The 18,432-nt window shown below is 62.7% G+C and carries 12 protein-coding genes; 6 read left to right on the top strand and 6 right to left on the bottom strand.

The genetic code is table 11. The features are described from left to right. Positions 1-3: 3 nt before the first annotated feature. On the bottom strand, positions 4-492 hold the full coding sequence (locus tag WFP36_RS08230; protein ID WP_336979548.1) for a hypothetical protein: 489 nt from the start codon (positions 490-492) through the stop codon (positions 4-6). Positions 493-500: 8 nt separating this feature from the next. After that, the gene (locus WFP36_RS08225; protein ID WP_336979547.1) at positions 501-2,156 is read right to left on the bottom strand and encodes an NAD+ synthase; all 1,656 of its coding nucleotides are present in this window, start codon (positions 2,154-2,156) and stop codon (positions 501-503) included. Positions 2,157-2,385: 229 nt separating this feature from the next. Here WFP36_RS08225 and WFP36_RS08220 point away from each other — a divergent pair, with 229 nt between their 5' ends. From WFP36_RS08220 to WFP36_RS08210, 3 genes are all read left to right on the top strand, one after another. After that, a complete protein-coding gene (locus WFP36_RS08220; RefSeq protein ID WP_336979545.1) occupies positions 2,386-4,812 on the top strand; it encodes a PhoX family protein in 2,427 nt (808 codons plus the stop codon). Between the two features lie 176 nt (positions 4,813-4,988). Continuing rightward, positions 4,989-6,593 (top strand): tetratricopeptide repeat protein, encoded by a 1,605-nt coding sequence (locus WFP36_RS08215; RefSeq protein WP_336979543.1) that lies wholly within the window; start codon positions 4,989-4,991, stop codon positions 6,591-6,593. A gap of 252 nt (positions 6,594-6,845) precedes the next feature. Further along, complete coding sequence (locus tag WFP36_RS08210) at positions 6,846-7,484, top strand: hypothetical protein (protein WP_336979541.1); 639 nt, start codon at positions 6,846-6,848, stop codon at positions 7,482-7,484. 80 nt (positions 7,485-7,564) lie between these two features. On the opposite strand, the gene rpoC is transcribed toward WFP36_RS08210, so the two are convergent. The 3 genes from rpoC to rpoB are packed head-to-tail and all read right to left on the bottom strand — an operon-like array spanning position 7,565 to position 16,263. Continuing rightward, positions 7,565-11,872, bottom strand: a complete 4,308-nt coding sequence (gene rpoC / locus WFP36_RS08205) for a DNA-directed RNA polymerase subunit beta' (protein WP_054531138.1) — start codon at positions 11,870-11,872, stop codon at positions 7,565-7,567. Next, positions 11,869-12,078, bottom strand: a complete 210-nt coding sequence (locus WFP36_RS08200) for a hypothetical protein (RefSeq protein ID WP_336979538.1) — start codon at positions 12,076-12,078, stop codon at positions 11,869-11,871. The genes rpoC and WFP36_RS08200 overlap by 4 nt, the downstream gene beginning before the upstream one ends. A 9-nt stretch (positions 12,079-12,087) precedes the next feature. Continuing rightward, positions 12,088-16,263 carry a DNA-directed RNA polymerase subunit beta gene (gene rpoB, locus WFP36_RS08195; RefSeq protein WP_336979536.1) on the bottom strand — a complete coding sequence of 1,392 codons (4,176 nt, stop codon included), beginning with the start codon at positions 16,261-16,263 and terminating at the stop codon, positions 12,088-12,090. A gap of 420 nt (positions 16,264-16,683) precedes the next feature. Between rpoB and WFP36_RS08190 the strand changes: the two genes are divergently transcribed. From WFP36_RS08190 to WFP36_RS08180, 3 genes are read left to right on the top strand one after another with little or no spacing between them, the layout of a single operon-like run. Further along, complete coding sequence (locus WFP36_RS08190) at positions 16,684-16,812, top strand: hypothetical protein (protein ID WP_336979534.1); 129 nt, start codon at positions 16,684-16,686, stop codon at positions 16,810-16,812. Positions 16,813-16,836: 24 nt separating this feature from the next. Continuing rightward, positions 16,837-17,373, top strand: coding sequence for a DUF2975 domain-containing protein (locus tag WFP36_RS08185; RefSeq protein WP_336979533.1), 537 nt, complete (start codon positions 16,837-16,839; stop codon positions 17,371-17,373). Further along, positions 17,373-17,591, top strand: coding sequence for a helix-turn-helix domain-containing protein (locus tag WFP36_RS08180; protein WP_336979531.1), 219 nt, complete (start codon positions 17,373-17,375; stop codon positions 17,589-17,591). Before WFP36_RS08185 ends, WFP36_RS08180 begins: the two co-directional genes overlap by 1 nt. Positions 17,592-17,635: 44 nt before the next feature. Here the strand turns inward: WFP36_RS08180 and WFP36_RS08175 are convergent, their stop codons facing one another. Further along, entirely contained in the window at positions 17,636-18,331 is a 696-nt protein-coding gene (locus WFP36_RS08175) for a class I SAM-dependent methyltransferase (RefSeq protein WP_336979529.1), read from the bottom strand. Positions 18,332-18,432: the final 101 nt, after the last annotated feature.

The following is an 18,432-nucleotide window of genomic DNA, read 5'->3' as shown; positions in this document are numbered from 1 at the left end:
CGCCTATTGCGAGAACAGCGTGACGCTGCCGCCACTGCCTTCGAACAGGATTCCGTTCGCCGCCGTGCGGCTGACGCGGCTTGCGCCAGTGAAAGCGCGCATGATGGCCGCTTCTTCGGGGAACACGGCGCGGCGGCAGGTGGGGTCTTCAATGGTGCTGGTGATCAGTTGCTGCCCTTCGAAGCGATAGGCCCAGTCGGAACTGACGCAGCTTTCCAGCACGTCGATCCGGTCGCGGGTAATCTCGACCGCCAGCCCTCTGTCCAGCGCCGCCATATCGATGCCTTCGATATCCGCCACGCGATAGATGCCCTCAAGCTCTTCCGCACTGGTGATCGGCCCCACCCGCACGCGCGCATCGCCAGTGCTTTCGGGGGCGCGTTCCGGGGCACTTTCGTCAGCGCTCTCCGAAGCAGGCTCGGGCGCCGGGCCGGGCTGGCAGGCGGCAAGGCCGAGCAGGGCGGCGAAGGCGAAGGCACTGCCGGGCCGCATCGCCAGCCTCACTTGCTGCGGAACTTATGCGTGATCGGATAGCGCCGGTCGCGCCCGAAATTGCGCATGCCCAGCTTCACGCCCGGCGGGGCCTGGCGGCGCTTGTATTCCGCGATGTTCAGCAGATGCTCGATCCGTTCCACCGTAGCGCGGTCCAGCCCTTCGGCGGCAAGCTGGTCCACGCTCTTCTCATGCTCCACCAGCCCCATCAGGATGCGGTCCAGTACCGGATAGGGCGGCAACGAATCCTCGTCCTTCTGGTCGGGGCGCAATTCCGCGCTGGGCGGCTTGTCGATGATCCGCTGCGGGATCACTTCGCCCGCCGGGCCCAGCCCGATGCGCGGCACTGCCGTGTTGCGCCATTTGGCGACGCCGAACACGGTCATCTTGTAGGCATCCTTCAGCGGGTTGTAGCCGCCGGCCATGTCGCCATAGATCGTGGCATAGCCCACGCTCATCTCGCTCTTGTTGCCGGTGGTCACCAGCATCGGCCCGAATTTATTGGACAGCGCCATCAGCGTCACGCCGCGGATGCGCGATTGCAAATTCTCCTCGGTGATATCCACCTGCGCATCGGCGAAGCTTTCCTCCAGCATCGCGTCGAATCCTTCGACGGCGGGCTGGATCGGAATGATCGAATAGCGGCAGCCCAGCGCCTCGGCACAGGCCTTCGCATCGTCGAGGCTTTCCTGGCTGGTGAAGCGGCTGGGCAGCATGACGCACCACACCCGGTCCGCCCCCAGCGCATCCACCGCGATGGCGGCGCAGACGGCGGAATCGATCCCGCCCGAAAGGCCCAGCACCACGCCGGGGAAGCGGTTTTTGTCCACATAGTCATGCAGGGCGAGGACCATGGCGCACCAGGTTTCCTCCGCCTGGTCGGTCAGTGGTTCCAGCTCGCCCCGGTTGCAGTTCCAGCCGCGCGCGATCTTGGTCCACTTCGTCTCGACGACCTGCTCTTCCCAGTCGCGCATCTGCACGGCCAGCGAACCGTCGCCATTGATGACGAAGCTCGCCCCGTCGAACACCAGTTCGTCCTGCCCGCCCACGCGGTTGAGATAGGCCATGGGAATGCCGGTATCGACCGCGCGGCGACGGGCGATCTCGTCGATACGCAGCACGTCCTTGTCGATCTCGTAAGGGCTGCCGTTCACGCAGATGAACAGGCCCGCGCCGAAGTCGGCCAGATGGCGGCATACGTCGGGGTGCCAGATGTCCTCGCAGATCGGCAGGCCCAGCATCGCGCCGCGGAACAGCACCGGCTCCGGCAGGGGGCCGGGCGTGAAATAGCGCATTTCATCGAAAGTGCCGTAATTGGGCAGCTCGTGCTTGAAGCGCGTGGCGGTCACGCGCCCGCCATCCAGCAGGGCCACGCCATTATGCAGCGCCCCGTCGCGCACGAACACGCTGCCTACCAGCATGGCCGGGCCGCCGTCGCCGGTGCACAGGGCCAGCCGCTCCATTTCCGCCGCCGCGCGCTCGATCAGGGCGGGCTTCAGGATCAGGTCCTCGGGCGGATATCCGATCAGGTGCATTTCGGGAAATACCACCAGATCGGTTTTACCTGCCTCGGCGCGCACCTTGAGCATCGCCTCCGCATTGGCGGCAATGTCACCGACATTCTGGTTCATCTGGGCGAGCGTGATCGAAAGGCTATCGGGCATAGGGTCAGGATTAGGCGGCCAGAGAGGCGCGGGCAATCGCGAAGACGCACGCCGGAGGCGATGCTCCACACCCTGCCGCGATTGAGACAGGGCCGAGGCTGTGTTTCATCGGGATTTCAAGCGTGTGTCAGCATGTTACGCGGCAGTCGCAACCCTGCCGCCTGGCGTGAGTAGAGCGGACATATTCACCGCATAGGCGGGAGCCCTCAAATCCTTTGGGGGCGTATACATGACCGATCTGATTCCCGGCCACGGCTATACCGATGGCGATGTCGACACCAACAACACTCCCGGCCAGACCCTGTGGGAACTCGCCGACGCGCGCCATTCGCGCCGCTCGGTGATGCGCGGCGGCCTTGCCGCCAGCAGCGCGGCCTTCCTCGGCGGCGCCATGCTGACGGGCTGCACCGAGGATATCCTCGGCGGCACCGATGGCGGCAAGACCGTGGCCGTGAACCAGGAAGTCGCCGTCACCACCGGCCAGGCCGTGGAACTCACCACCAGCGCCGGCAAGGACTGGAAACAGGTCGAAGGCCCTGAAGTGGAGCTGGTCACCGAGGAAGATGGCCGCATCTCCTTCATCGCTCCGGCCGTTTCGAACGTCACCACGCTCGTCTTTTCGCTGCTGAACGGGCTTGCCCGCGTGCTGGTCAGCCCGGCCAAGCTCAGCTTCCAGGCAGTGGACAAGAACCGCAACGACATCGTCACCGTGCCGCAGGGCTATTCGGTGCAGGTAATGACGCGCCTTGGCGATCCGATCGCGGCGGGCGTTGCCGATTACAAGAATGACGGCACCGACACCGATTTCGACAAGCGCATCGGCGACCATGGCGACGCGCTGCACTTCTTCGGCCTGAGCCCGAACGGCAAGCGCAACGACAATTCGTCCAAGCGCGGCCTGCTGGTGCAGAACCACGAGAACCTGAACATCCAGTACCTCCACCCCAACGGCCCCACCAATGTCGCATCCGGCCCGCGTCCGGAAGCCGAGGCGGTCAAGGAAATCGACGCCCACGGCGTCAGCATCACCGAATACAAGTCGGATCGCCGCGCCGGCTGGAGCTGGGTGAAGGACAGCGCCTTCAACCACCGCATCACGCCCAACACGCCGATGCAGTTCAACGGCCCGGCGAAGGGTTCGGACTTCCTCAAGACCGTCTATTCCACCGATGGCACGCAGGGTCGCGGCACGATCAACAATTGCGCCAACGGCCATACCGAATGGGGCACCAACCTGACCTGCGAGGAAAACTGGGCCGGCTACTTCAAGCGTAGTGGCGACGATGCCCTGCGCAGCGCCCGCGAACTGACCTCGCTGCGCCGCTATGGCGTGACCGGCAGCGCCGGCAATTATGCCTGGTCGAGCGTGACGCCCGCCAATCCCTCCGACACCCGCTTCCGCCGCTGGGACGCCCGCGCCACCGAAGGGCTGACCGCGGTGCAGGATTACCGGAACGAGCCCAACCAGATGGGCTGGGTCGTGGAAATCGATCCCTACGATCCCGCCAGCAAGCCCCGCAAGCGCACGGCCCTGGGCCGCTTCGGCCATGAAGGCGCATGGCTGGGCAAGCTGGAATCCGGCCGCAAGGTCGCCGTCTATATGGGCGACGATGCCCGCCGCGAATATTTCTACAAGTTCGTGTCCAGCGTCGCCTGGGATTCGCGTGATGCTCTGGCGGAAAACCGCCTGACCATCGGCGACAAATATCTGGACTCGGGCACGCTCTACGTCGCCAAGTTCAATGCCGACGGCACTGGCAGCTGGCTGCCGCTGGTCCACGGTCAGGTGCCCAACCGCCCGGCCGCAGGCAACGATCCGGAATATGTGTTCCAGAACCAGCAGGACATTCTGGTCAACACCCGCCTTGCCGCCGACGCGGTGGGCGCGACCCCGATGGACCGCCCGGAATGGACCGCCTGCAATCCGCGCACTGGCGAAATCTACCTGACGCTGACCAATAACAACTCGTCGGGCCGCCCGCTCAACGGCACCGATGCGGCCAATCCGCGTCACTATGTCAGCCAGCCGGGCAACAGCTATGGCAATGCCAATGGCCACATCATCCGCATCCGCGAAGGCGGGGACAATCAGGCTGCCACCAGCTTCATCTGGGACATCTACCTGTTCGGCGCGGATTCGGCGGAAGCCGGCGCGGATGTGAACATCTCGGGCCTGGATGCCGGCAACGACTTCTCCAGCCCGGACGGCTTGTGGTTCTCGCGCACGCAGAACCCGGCCGGCCACCTGCGTCCGCTGCTGTGGATCCAGACCGACGATGGCGCCTTCACTGACCGGACCAACAACCAGATGCTGGCGGCCCTCCCCGGCTTCGTGGGCGATGGCGGCAGCAAGACCATCACCAATAGCGGCACTGGCGGCGCCACGGCGGTGCAGACCACCCAGGCCGGCACTGCCGCGACGGCAGGCACGCTGAAGCGCTTCCTCACCGGCCCGCTGGAATGCGAGATCACCGGCGTGGACACCACTCCGGACGGCCGCACCCTGTTTGTCGGCATCCAGCATCCGGGTGAAAACGGTTCGGCCGCCACGCCCAGCAGCAACTGGCCGCAGAGCCAGGGCGGCACCTATTCGGGCCGACCGCGCTCGGCCGTGGTCGCCATCACCAAGGACGATGGCGGCGTCGTCGGTCTCTGATCCGACACCTCAATCGAACGACAGGCTGGCCGGGGCATCGCAAGGTGCCCCGGCCTTCCTTTTTGCTGTGCGCTTGGTCGCGGGAACTCCCAGTCTGTTCCGGAAATTCGCGGACTTGCGGATTGCGGCATCTTGGACAAGAACCGGCACGAAACGGGGAAACCGGGGGCACTGAAATGATGAAACGTTTGGCGCTGGCGGCTGCGGCCGCCGCAATGGTTTGCAGCGCGAGCGCTGCCGGGGCGGAAACGCCCGAAGAAAAACTGGCACGCAAGGAAGAGGAAAAGCGGCTCGGCTCGCTCTATCTGCGCTGCGACGGCAACCCCAATAATATGAGCGACGGCGAGAACTTCGCGCGCATCCTCGGGGCAGTTACCCTGCTGGGCATCTTTGCCAAATCGCCCGAAGCGCCGGATGCCTCCAAGCGCTTGTTCGGGCAGGCGGGCGTAGATGCCTGCACCCAGCTGATCGACGGTGAAAAGGCTGAAACCAACGGCCTGCGCCGCATTCCGCTGATCCTCGCCCGGTCGCTTCACCGGATCGAGGCAAAGGACTACCGGGTCGCGCTGGACGATGTGGCCAAGGCACGTGATGAGGCAAAGACGCTCGGACTGGTGGGCAACCCCTATTTCGATCGCTCGATGGGCCTGTCGTTCGACAATATCGAGGCGGAAGCCCTGCTGCGTCTGGACGATGTGGCTGGGGCACAAAAGGCCTCGGTCAGGCGGACTGAGGGCTTGGCCTTCAGTTACGTTCCGCTGGTTACTGCCAGGACATATCTCGAATTTCGCCGCGAGAGCGAGCCAGAAACCGAACTCGTTCTGAATCGGCTGCAGCGTTTTCAGCCCGAGTCATTTTTCTCCTACGCCCGAGTGCTTGAAGAGCAAGGCCGGTTTGCCGAGGCCGCCAGCAAATTTGAAGAGGTGCTGAAAGCACTCGACGAGTTGAAGCCTGAAGAAGCCAATTCCGGCTTGTACGCCCAGACCGCACTCAGTCATGCCCTCGCCGGAAACTGGGAGCGCGCGCGCGAACGCGCCGAGTTCGCAAGGAACAACATCGTCGACCGGCGCAATCGCGGCGTTCCGGAGGATAACAGCTCCAGGACAGTGGAACTGCTCGACCTGCATGACATTCTGCAGCTCGCCCATGACGGAAACATCGTCCAGGCACGGCGCAGCTTCGCAGCCCGCTCGCAATGGCTGGAACCCAGCCTGGGCGCGGTGATGGAAGCCAACCGCATCCTGCGCGAAGGCGCCCCGGCTGAAGAACTGACCGGCATGCTGGCACACACACCGGACGAGCTGTGGAAGGAACGCCGGGACGCCGCAATGGCGGTCAAGTTGCAGAAGGATACGGACAAGGACACGCTGTTCACGCTCATCTGGCCCTATGCCAAGATCGGCGAATTCGAAGGCCGCTCGAAAGACACATGGCGCATCGCCAAGTCGAAGATGATGAGTTCCAAGCCCGACGAAGACACCGGGCTTTGGCGCATCGGCGCCTTCGGCAATCGGCAGGTTACCATCGATTCCATCGTGCTCCACTCAGCGCTGCAGGCCAAGGCGGCCGGCAAACAGGGCTTCACCATGATGCTCTCTCTGTCCGACATCAAAAGCTATTATGGCTCCCTGACCTTCGCGTTTGTCCGCTTCGTCGATCCGGACGAACCTGGCGTCAGCGCCGAACGCTACATTGCGGCAGACGATGCAATCGCGGAGCTGCGACAGGTGATCCCCTCGCCGGATGAGATCAAGGCACGGAAGAAGCAGAAGAAAGTCTGATAGCAGCCCGATGACGCCGCAGAGCCGGGGCATAGCAATGTGCCCCGGGTTTTTCGTAGATTGTTGAAACAGAATGCTGACCCGAAGGCCTTAATGCTCCGCCGTGGACTGAACGAGATTCCTCATCGAAGCACTTCTTTTGCCGAATTTCCCAATCTTCTGCGGTTTCTGGCGGAACCTGCGCCCAGTCGCAGTATTTTCTCCCGGCCGTGGGTTCACAATATTTCAAACTGACTGCCGCAGGATGCCGTCATGTATGTCCGCCATGACGATATTCTTGAGCGTGTTTCCGACAAGCCCCTGTGGTGGGTCGATGGATTTCCACGCTACACGCCCTTCCGGCCCCGGGACGCGTACTTCTTTGCAGGCGAAGTCGCGCTGGTCCACTGCCAGTGCGTTTGTGGCAACCGCTACGACATAGCCATCAAGAGCGGGATGCACTTCAGCTTACGAGACGAGATCGCTTACTCTAGTGAAACTCCAATCGGGGATCCCCCCAATGCATGCCACATTCGCAATTCGGGAGCCTGTGCATGCATGACCGTCCGCCAGGTGGAAGTGCTGGAGTTCTGGGCGAGGGTCGGCCGACCGATCCCTGCCTGGTTTCGTGACCATGCGTGGGAAAGGCCGCTGGTCGATGCCGATCTGATCGGCAAGACACCCCCCAGGCCGATCTTCCAGCAGATCCACGCTTCAGACCGCAAAAGCGACTGGATGCAGGCCATGAAGAAGGGCGACTTCGGGGCAATGGCCGCCATACTGGCCGAGTTCGGCTGCGAACGGCCGAGAGAAATCGCGCATGCCTTCGACCTTCAGCGGCGGCACGGCAGAGCGATGCGTGATTATGTGGATACGGCCAAAATACTGCGGAAACAGCGCTTCCGCGATTAGGCCAGCCCCACACCAAAGAAAAACCCCGCCGGATCGCTCCGGCGGGGTTTTCTGTTTATTCGCACGAAGGCGGGTGGGACTTATTCCTCGCCCGTTGCTTCGTCGGCCGCTTCGGGGTTCAGGTAATCGCCCGCATCGGCATCGGTGCCGTGGGTTTCGCCTTCCACCCGGGCCAGCGCGTCATTGCCGGTGTCGTCGGCCGGATCGCGCAGCAGTTCAGCGGCATGTTCTTCTTCCGCACTGTCAGGAGCGATGATCACTTCCTGCAGCTTGCGGTAGGAGGCACGCAGTGCGGCATCGCGGCTGGAAGCGGCGACGCGGATGCGGTTCATGCCCGCGCCGGTACCGGCGGGGATGAGACGGCCCACGATCACGTTTTCCTTCAGGCCGATCAGCGTGTCCTTCTTGCCTTCCACGGCCGCCTGCGTGAGCACGCGAGTGGTTTCCTGGAACGACGCGGCCGAGATGAACGAACGGGTCTGCAGGCTGGCCTTGGTGATACCCAGCAGAACCGGGTTGCCGCTGGCCGGCTGCTTGCCCTTGGGCAGCTTGGAATTGACCTCGTTCATTTCCTCGTAGTCGACCTGTTCGCCCGGCAGCAGGGTGGTGTCCCCGCCATCGGTGATCTCGACCTTCTGCAGCATCTGGCGAACGATCACTTCGATGTGCTTGTCGTTGATCTTCACGCCCTGGAGTCGATAGACTTCCTGGATTTCGGCCACGAGATATTCGGCCAGCGCTTCCACGCCGAGCACTTCGAGGATGTCGTGCGGATCGGGGCTGCCCGAGATCAGGTTGTCGCCCTTCTTCACGAAGTCGCCTTCCTGAACGTCGATCACCTTGCTCTTGGGGATCAGGTACTCGACCGGTTCGCCTTCCTCGGGAATAATCGCGATCTTGCGCTTCGCCTTGTAGTCGCGGACGAATTCGATCCGGCCGCTGATCTTGGCGATGATCGCGTTATCCTTCGGCTTGCGTGCTTCGAACAGTTCGGCAACGCGCGGCAGACCGCCGGTGATGTCGCGGGTCTTGGCGGCTTCGCGGGTCGCACGGGCGAGAATGTCGCCCGCTTCGACCTGCTGGCCGTCTTCCACCGACAGCGTCGTGCCCGGGGCGAGCATGTAGCGCGCCGCCTCGGTCTCGTCCGAACCCTCGTTCAGCAGGGTCAGGCGCGGACGCAGGTCTTCCTTCTTGGAACGGCTGGCCGAAGCGCGATATTCCGTCACCACGCGGCTGGTCATGCCAGTGGCTTCGTCGGTCTGCTCGGTCAGGGTCTTGCCGTCCAGCAGGTCCTGGTAACGCACCACGCCCGACTGTTCGGTGATGATCGGCAGGGTGAACGGATCCCACTCGGCCAGGCGATCGCCTTCCTTCACCTTGTCGCCGTCCTTGTGCATCAGGACGGTACCGTAAGGCACCTTGTGGATTTCGCGTTCACGGCCTTCCGCGTCGATCACGAGGATTTCGCCGTTCCGGGCCAGCGAGAGCATGCGCCCGCGCTTGTCCTTGATGGTCGGCATGTCGCGATATTCGATGCGGCCCACCGAGATGGCTTCGAGGTGCGAGGTTTCGTTCACCTGCGCCGCGCCGCCGATGTGGAAGGTACGCATGGTCAGCTGCGTACCCGGTTCACCGATCGACTGCGCCGCAATCACGCCCACGGCCTCGCCGATGTTCACCGGCGTACCGCGAGCAAGGTCACGGCCGTAGCAGGTGCCGCACACGCCCTGGGCTGCTTCGCAGACCAGCGGGCTGCGGATCTTGGCCGACTGCACTTCCGCTTCCTCGATGGCCTTCACCATCGGTTCGTCGATCAGCGTGCCCGCCTTCACGATCACTTCGCCGGTCTTGACGTTCACCAGATCCTCGGCCGCGGTACGGCCCAGGATACGCTCGCCCAGCGAGGCGATGGTGGAGCCGCCCTGCACGATGGCGCGCATTTCCAGCGCGTTCGTGGTCTTGCAGTCTTCCTCGACAATCACGCAATCCTGCGACACGTCGACCAGACGGCGGGTCAGGTAACCCGAGTTCGCCGTCTTGAGCGCGGTGTCGGCCAGACCCTTACGGGCGCCGTGCGTGGAGTTGAAGTATTCAAGAACGGTCAGACCTTCCTTGAAGTTCGAGATGATCGGCGTCTCGATGATTTCGCCCGACGGCTTGGCCATAAGGCCGCGCATACCGCCAAGCTGCTTCATCTGGGCCGGGCTACCACGGGCGCCGGAGTGGCTCATCATGTAGATCGAGTTGATCGGCTTCTGACGGCCGTTCTCGTCCAGCGGAGTGGCGCGTAGTTCTTCCATCATGGCATTCGCCACCTGATCGCCGCAACGGCTCCAGGCGTCGATCACCTTGTTGTACTTTTCCTGCTGGGTGATGAAGCCGTCCTGATACTGCTGCTCGTAATCGGCAACCAGCGCCTTGGTCTGATCGACCAGCTCGGTCTTCGAAGCCGGGATGATCATGTCATCCTTGCCGAACGAGATACCGGCGCGGCAGGCGTGGCGGAAGCCCAGCGCCATGATGGCGTCGGCGAACAGCACCGTGTCCTTCTGGCCGGTGTGACGATAGACTTCGTCGATCACGTCACCGATGTCCTTCTTGGTGAGAAGGCGATTGACGACGTCGAAGGGAACCTTGTGGTTCTTGGGCAGGCATTCGCCGATCAACATGCGACCCGGCGTGGTTTCATAGCGCACCATGCGCTCCACACCGTCTTCGCCGGTCTGCGGCACGCGGCTAGTGATCTTGGTGTGCAGCGTCACCGCCTTCACTTCCAGCGCCTGGTGCACTTCGGCCATGTCCGACAGGATCATGCCCTCGCCCGGATCGCCTTCGCGCTCCATCGAGAGGTAGTAGAGGCCCAGCACCATGTCCTGCGAAGGCACGATGATCGGCTTGCCGTTGGCGGGCGAGAGGATGTTGTTGGTGGACATCATCAGCACGCGGGCTTCCAGCTGGGCTTCCAGCGAAAGCGGCACGTGGACGGCCATCTGGTCACCGTCGAAGTCGGCGTTGAAGGCCGAGCAGACGAGCGGGTGCAGCTGGATCGCCTTGCCTTCGATCAGCACGGGTTCGAAGGCCTGAATGCCCAGACGGTGCAGGGTCGGCGCGCGGTTCAGCAGCACGGGGTGTTCGCGGATCACTTCGTCCAGGATGTCCCAGACTTCCTTGCGTTCCTTTTCGACCCACTTCTTGGCCTGCTTCAGGGTCATGGAGAGACCCTTGGCATCGAGGCGGGCGTAGATGAACGGCTTGAACAGTTCGAGCGCCATCTTCTTGGGCAGACCGCACTGGTGCAGCTTGAGTTCCGGACCGGTCACAATCACGGAACGGCCCGAATAGTCGACGCGCTTGCCGAGCAGGTTCTGACGGAAGCGGCCCTGCTTGCCCTTGAGCATGTCGGACAGCGACTTGAGCGGACGCTTGTTGGCGCCGGTGATGACACGGCCGCGACGGCCATTGTCGAACAGGGCGTCGACGGCTTCCTGCAACATGCGCTTTTCGTTGCGGACGATGATGTCCGGCGCGCGCAGCTCCATCAGGCGCTTGAGGCGGTTGTTGCGGTTGATCACGCGGCGATACAGGTCGTTGAGGTCCGACGTCGCGAAGCGGCCGCCATCCAGCGGAACCAGCGGGCGCAGTTCGGGCGGGATGACCGGCACGACTTCCAGGATCATCCATTCCGGGCGGTTGCCGGAATCGATGAAGCTTTCCACGACCTTCAGGCGCTTGATGATCTTCTTGGGCTTGAGGGCCGACTTGGTGGTGGCCAGTTCCTCAAGCAGTTCCTCGCGCTCGCGCACAAGGTCCAGATCCATCAGCATGTGCTTGACCGCTTCCGCGCCGATGCCGGCGGAGAAGGCGTCTTCGCCATATTCGTCCTGCGCGTCGAGCAGCTCGTCTTCGGTCAGCAGCTGGTACTTCTCAAGCGGGGTCAGGCCCGGCTCGATCACCACATAGCTTTCGAAATAGAGGATGCGCTCAAGCTGCTTGAGTTGCATGTCGAGCAGCAGGCCGATGCGCGAGGGCAGCGACTTGAGGAACCAGATGTGCGCAACGGGCGCGGCCAGTTCGATATGGCCCATGCGCTCGCGGCGCACCTTGGTCACGGTGACTTCGACGCCGCACTTTTCGCAGACGACGCCCTTGTACTTCATGCGCTTGTACTTGCCGCACAGGCACTCGTAGTCCTTCACGGGGCCGAAGATGCGCGCGCAAAACAGGCCGTCGCGTTCCGGCTTGAAGGTACGATAGTTGATCGTTTCCGGCTTCTTGATCTCGCCGAAGGACCAGGAACGGATGCGCTCAGGCGAGGCGATCCCGATCTGGATCTGGTCGAAGGTGTCCGGCTTGGCCAGCTGGTTGGTGAACTTGGTCAGGTCGTTCATTTTTCAATCCCTCTAAAGGGGCCAATCTGCGCTTGGCGAGCAATTGCCAAGACAAGAAATCCTATTAAAAACAATGACGTAAGTGCTTGCCCAACGCCTTTGATCGGTGGAGAGATTTCCAAACCGGTCAGTTGTGTGACGTTGAAAATTGCGATGACCCCGCACAGGCCGCGGATCATCCAATCCAGCGCCCTGCTCTTGGCCATCGCAACCACTTACTCAGCCGCCTCGGCGAAACCTTCGTCGTCCTCTTCGTCTTCAACCGACTTGAGTTCGACATTGAGGCCAAGGCTGCGCATTTCCTTGACGAGCACGTTGAAGCTTTCGGGAATGCCGGCCTCGAACGTATCGTCACCCTTGACGATCGCGTCATAGACCTTGGTGCGGCCGACCACGTCGTCCGACTTCACCGTCAGCATTTCCTGCAGCGTGTAGGCCGCGCCATAGGCCTGGAGCGCCCAGACCTCCATTTCCCCGAAGCGCTGGCCGCCGAACTGCGCCTTACCGCCCAGCGGCTGCTGGGTGACGAGCGAGTAGGGGCCGATCGAACGGGCATGGATCTTGTCGTCGACAAGGTGGTGCAGCTTCAGGACATACTTGCAGCCGACGGTGACCTTGCGGTCGAACGCCTCGCCGGTACGGCCATCGAGCAGGGTCACCTGCCCGGATTCGTCGAGCCCGGCGAGCCGGAGCATCGCCGAAACGTCGGCTTCCACCGCGCCGTCGAACACCGGAGAGCCCATGGGCACGCCGTTGCGAACGTTCTGCGCCAGTTCCACGATAGCGTCGGTGCCACGGCTCTCGATCTCGTCGGTATAGTTCGAGCCGTAGACTTCCTTGAGCAGTTCCTTGACCGCTTCCGGCGGTGCGCCGGCTTCGGGGTTCGGATTGGCTTCGCGCCATGCGTCCAGAGCATCGCCGATCTTGCGACCGAGGCCGCGTGCGGCCCAGCCCAGATGGGTTTCGAAGATCTGGCCGACGTTCATGCGCGAAGGCACGCCCAGCGGGTTCAGCACGAAGTCCACCGGAGTACCGTCTTCGAGGAAGGGCATGTCTTCGGCCGGCAGGATGCGGCTGATGATACCCTTGTTGCCGTGACGGCCGGCCATCTTGTCGCCCGGCTGCAGCTTGCGCTTCACCGCGACGAAGACCTTGACCATCTTGAGCACGCCCGGTGCGAGTTCGTCGCCCCGTTCCAGCTTCTCGCGGCGGTCCTCGAACTTGTCGTTGATGAGCTTCACTGCCTCGTCATACTGGGCCTTAACGGCTTCCAGCTGGCTCTGGCGGGTGTCATCGGCGACAGCGAACTTGAACCATTCGTGACGGTCGACGCTTTCCAGCAGTTCCTCGTCGATCTCCACGCCCTTCTTGATGCCCTTGGGGGCAGCCGACGCGACCTGGCCGGCCAGCATTTCGCGCAGGCGGTTGTAGGTCGCACGGTTGAGAATGGCGCGTTCGTCCTCGGCGTCCTTGCGGAGGCGTTCGATTTCCTCGTTCTGGATCGCGCGGGTACGGTCGTCGATTTCGATACCGTGACGGTTGAAGACGCGGACTTCCACGATCGTGCCGGCAACGCCCGGCGGCAGGCGAAGCGAAGTGTCGCGCACGTCGCTGGCCTTTTCACCGAAGATGGCGCGCAGCAGCTTTTCTTCCGGCGTCATCGGGCTTTCGCCCTTGGGCGTGATCTTGCCGACCAGAATGTCGCCAGGATGCACTTCGGCGCCGATGTAGACGATGCCCGCCTCGTCGAGGTTGCGCAGCGCTTCCTCGCCGACATTCGGGATGTCGCGGGTGATGTCTTCAGGCCCAAGCTTGGTGTCGCGGGCCATCACTTCGAATTCCTCGATATGGATCGAGGTGAAGACGTCTTCCTTCACGATCCGCTCGGAGATCAGGATGGAGTCTTCGTAATTGTAGCCGTTCCAGGGCATGAACGCGACGAGCACGTTGCGGCCCAGCGCCAGTTCGCCCAGCTCGGTCGAGGGACCGTCGGCGATGATGTCGCCCTTTTCGATCAGGTCGCCCACCTTCACCAGCGGACGCTGGTTGATGCAGGTGTTCTGGTTCGAACGCTGGAACTTCTGCAGCGTGTAGATGTCCACGCCCGACTTGCCCGGCTCGATATCGCCCGAAGCGCGGATAACGATACGGGTCGCGTCGACCTGGTCCACCACACCGGCGCGCAGCGCGGCAATGGCAGCGCCGGAATCGCGGGCCACGGTTTCTTCCATGCCGGTGCCGACGAAAGGCGCTTCCGCCTTCACCAACGGCACGGCCTGACGCTGCATGTTGGAACCCATCAGCGCGCGGTTGGCGTCGTCGTTTTCCAGGAACGGAATGAGCGAGGCGGCAACCGAGACGAGCTGCTTGGGCGAAACGTCCATCAGCGTGATCTGTTCGCGCGGCAGCATCACGAATTCGCCGTTTTCACGAGCGGAGACGAGATCTTCCACGAAGCGGCCATTGGCATCCAGCTCGGCCGAAGCCTGCGCGACGGCGTGCTTCTGCTCTTCCATGGCGGAAAGATAGACGACTTCGCCGGTCACCGTTCCGTCGAGCACGCGGCGATACGGGGTTTCGATGAAGCCGTATTTGTTGACGCGGCTGAACGAGGCCAGCGAGTTGATCAGACCGATGTTCGGGCCTTCCGGCGTTTCAATCGGGCAGATACGGCCATAATGGGTCGGGTGAACGTCGCGGACTTCGAAGCCTGCGCGCTCACGGGTAAGACCGCCCGGCCCAAGTGCCGAAACGCGGCGCTTGTGAGTGACTTCCGACAGCGGGTTGGTCTGGTCCATGAACTGCGAGAGCTGGCTGGAACCGAAGAACTCGCGCACGGCAGCCACGGCGGGCTTGGCGTTGATGAGGTCATTCGGCATCACGGTCGACACGTCGACCGAGCTCATGCGTTCCTTGACGGCGCGCTCCATGCGCAGCAGGCCGACGCGGTACTGGTTTTCCAGCAGCTCGCCCACCGAACGCACGCGGCGGTTGCCGAGGTTGTCGATGTCGTCGACTTCGCCCTTGCCGTCCTTCAGGTTCACCAGTTCCTTCACCACGGCGAGGATATCGTCGCTGCGCAGGGTGGTGACGGTGTCCTCGCATTCGAGGCCAAGACGCATGTTGAGCTTCACGCGGCCCACGGCCGAGAGGTCATAACGGTCGCCGTCGAAGAACAGGCCTTCGAACAGGGCTTCGGCAGTTTCCTTCGTCGGCGGTTCGCCCGGACGCATGACCTTGTAGATCGCTTCCAGACCTTCGTCGCGGTTCTCGGCCTTGTCGACCTGCAGGGTGTTGCGGATCCACGGACCGGTGTTGACGTGATCGATGTCGAGCAGTTCGAGGCGGTCGATGCCAGCCTTGTCGAGCGCGTCGAGGTTTTCCGGCGAGACTTCGTCGCCCGCTTCGATCCAGATGCGGCCGGTCGACTCGTCGATCATGTCGTTGGCGGCATAGCGGCCGAAGATTTCCTCGGTCGGGATCAGCAGGTCGGTCAGGCCGTCCTTGGCTGCTTTGTTGGCGGCGCGCGGGCTGATTTTCTGGCCGGCGGGGAACACTTCCTCGCCCGTATTGGCGTCGATCAGGGCGAAGCCCGGCTTCTGGCCGCGCCACTGCTCGGCCACGAAGGGGATCTTCCAGCCATCGCCATTCTTGCCCGAGACGCGGGCCCAGGTGATGGTGTTGTAGAAGTAGTTGAGGATTTCCTCGCCATTCATGCCCAGGGCATAGAGCAGCGAAGTGACCGGCAGCTTGCGCTTGCGGTCGATACGCACGTTCACGATGTCCTTGGCGTCGAACTCGAAGTCCAGCCACGAACCACGGTAGGGGATCACGCGGGCAGCGAAGAGGAACTTGCCCGAAGAGTGCGTCTTGCCGCGGTCATGGTCGAACAGCACGCCCGGCGAACGGTGCATCTGACTGACGATCACGCGTTCCGTGCCGTTGACGATGAAGGTGCCGTTCTCGGTCATGAGCGGCATGTCGCCCATGTAGACGTCCTGCTCCTTGATATCGAGGACGGAGCGGGTTTCGGTTTCCGAATCCACTTCGAACACGATCAGGCGCAGCGTGACCTTCATCGGCGCAGCGAAAGTGATCCCGCGCTGACGGCACTCGGTGGTGTCGTACTTGGGGTCTTCCAGCTCGTAATGGACGAAGTCCAGCTCGGCAGTGCCGGCGAAGTCGCGGATCGGGAAAACCGAGCGCAGCGTCTTTTCAAGGCCCGAGACATAGCCCGTTTCCTTGTTGGAGCGCAGGAACTGCTCGTAGCTTTCGCGCTGAACCTCGATCAGGTTCGGCATCTGCACCACTTCGTGGATGTCGCCGAAGATCTTGCGGATGCGCTTCTTGGCGGTGCCGGAAATGGCGGGAGCTTTCGCCTTGCTTGCCATGGAGGAGATTGCCTCTTCTTCGTTACGCCAGCGCCTCTACACGCCGACTTTATGAATTCTGCCACACGCGAGTGGCCCATATTGCGAAACGCCAAAAAGCCGCAGGCATACGCACCCCACCGGGGCCGCAGCTGCAGCTTGCGTCGCGATTATGGATAGCCAGCGCTTCCTTCCTGAGTGAACCCCCGCGCAGGGCCCGCCTTGCTCGAAGCGATCTGACAGGGGCGGATATAGGAAACGGGCCCGATTCTGTCAAACGCTGCGGCGCAGCAAGGATGCAATCAGGCGCGCCCGGAACGCGGAAAACCGCCACTTCCTCGCAAAACGATAAGCTACATATTGTTTTTCGATATTATCGTTTGACAATAAGGCCGACTCGTCTTATTGAATATCGATATCAGCCATATCGGAGTTCGAGAAATGACCAAATATGCTTCCAACCTCGCCGCCGGCCTTGCCGCCCTGTTCATCGCTGTCGCCCTGTGGGCGCCGGTAATCACTGTCCCCGGCTCGGCCCCCGCGGCCTATGCCGCGCCTCAGCTGGCCTGAGCCCGAACGGAAGGAACCCAATCCATGTCCAAGGGCAACAGGGATCCGCTGCTGATCGCGGCGAAGGGCGGCACGATCCTGGTGCGGATCGGCCTTGTCATCGGGATGATCGGCCTCGGTGTCGCCATGGCAGTGAGCGTGATCGACAACAGCTTCATCGCGGACCATGTGAAAGTTCAGGTCGAGCCGACCAGCCTGGCGGAGATTACCGGCGGGGTGGCGCTCGCCCTCTTCTTCGCCCTGATCTCGCTCGGCCTCATCTATGATTTCGTCACTCGCCTGGCGCAGGTGATCGACACAGTAGGCCACGGCGATCCCTTCACTCAGGAAAATGCCCGCCGATTGCGACGGATGGGCTGGCTGGCGATCATCGTCCAGCTGGTGAACCTGCCGCTGGCCCTGATCTCGACCTGGCTCGAAAGCAATATCGAGGAAGGCAGCTTCCAGCTCGACAGCGACATTTCGCTCACCGGCATCGGCCTTGCCATCGTGCTGTTCATCCTTGCCCGGGTCTTCACCCGGGGCGCCGAGATGCGCGAAGAACTGGAAGGGACCGTGTGATGCCCGTGATAGTGAAACTGGACGACCTGCTGCATGCACGGCGCATGACCCTGACCGAACTGGCGGAACGGATCGACCTTACTCTCGCCAACCTCTCGATCCTCAAGACCGGCAAGGCCAAGGCGATCCGCTTCTCCACTCTCGAAGCGATCTGCCGGGAACTCGAGTGCCAGCCGGGCGACCTGCTCGGCTACGAAGACGGCCCCGACAGCGAATGAACCGGCGACGCGCCCCCTTCCGCACAGACGGCAGGGGGCTTCGCCTATCGGGCCAGCACCATCATCGATGCCCCGCCCATCACTCTCACCGCAAAATCCTCGTTCAGCGCACGCATGGCCTTGCGGGGGAAGTTCAGCAGCCGGGTGCGCAATTTGCGGCCGGGCAAATCTTCCGCCCCATGCGTATAGTTCCAGTCGACTATCTCCAGCCCGCAATCGCGCAAGGTCGCCAGCGCCGTGTCCTTGCAGAAGTAATGCAGGTGCCCCACCACCTGCCGCGAATAGAGCAGCGGCTTGCCGCGCAGCAGCCCCTGGACCGAGAGATCGAGCGGGATGTGAAACAGCTTCCATTCCGCGCGCGACCTGAGCCCGCGAATGAAGCCGAAATAATCCTCCACATGTTCGAACACGTCGATCGCCATCAGCAGGTCCACTGACGGGGTCTCCACGCGGTGAAAATCGGCATGATGGAAAGTCAGGCCCAGCGCCTGCTTGGGCGCGGCGATCGCATGGGCATTGGATGAGATGTCATAGCCGCTGAGCACGGCATCCGTCAGAAACGGGCGCAGGCGGACGAGAATCTCTCCCGACCCGGAGCCCACTTCCACGACCGTCGCCGGCTGGAGCCGGTTACGCCTCAGGATCGCGGCAATCCATTCGGCCTTGTAAGGCGCGTCGGCCTCGTGCCAGCCAGGGTTGCTCTCCAGATAGGCGCCGCTCTCATAGATCGTCTGGCCCATGTTTCCCCCTTTACCGGGAACATTCTCGACCCTTTGGGACGAGATACAATTGCCGTGATCCCCTAGGCCGCCGCCGCTGGACGGCTTGACTTTTCCGACCC

This window comes from Fulverythrobacter fulvus, from assembly GCF_037154085.1.
Taxonomy (GTDB): domain Bacteria; phylum Pseudomonadota; class Alphaproteobacteria; order Sphingomonadales; family Sphingomonadaceae; genus Andeanibacterium; species Andeanibacterium fulvum.
Note: the sequence above shows the minus strand (reverse complement) of the source record. Positions and strands in the feature narration are given on the sequence as shown.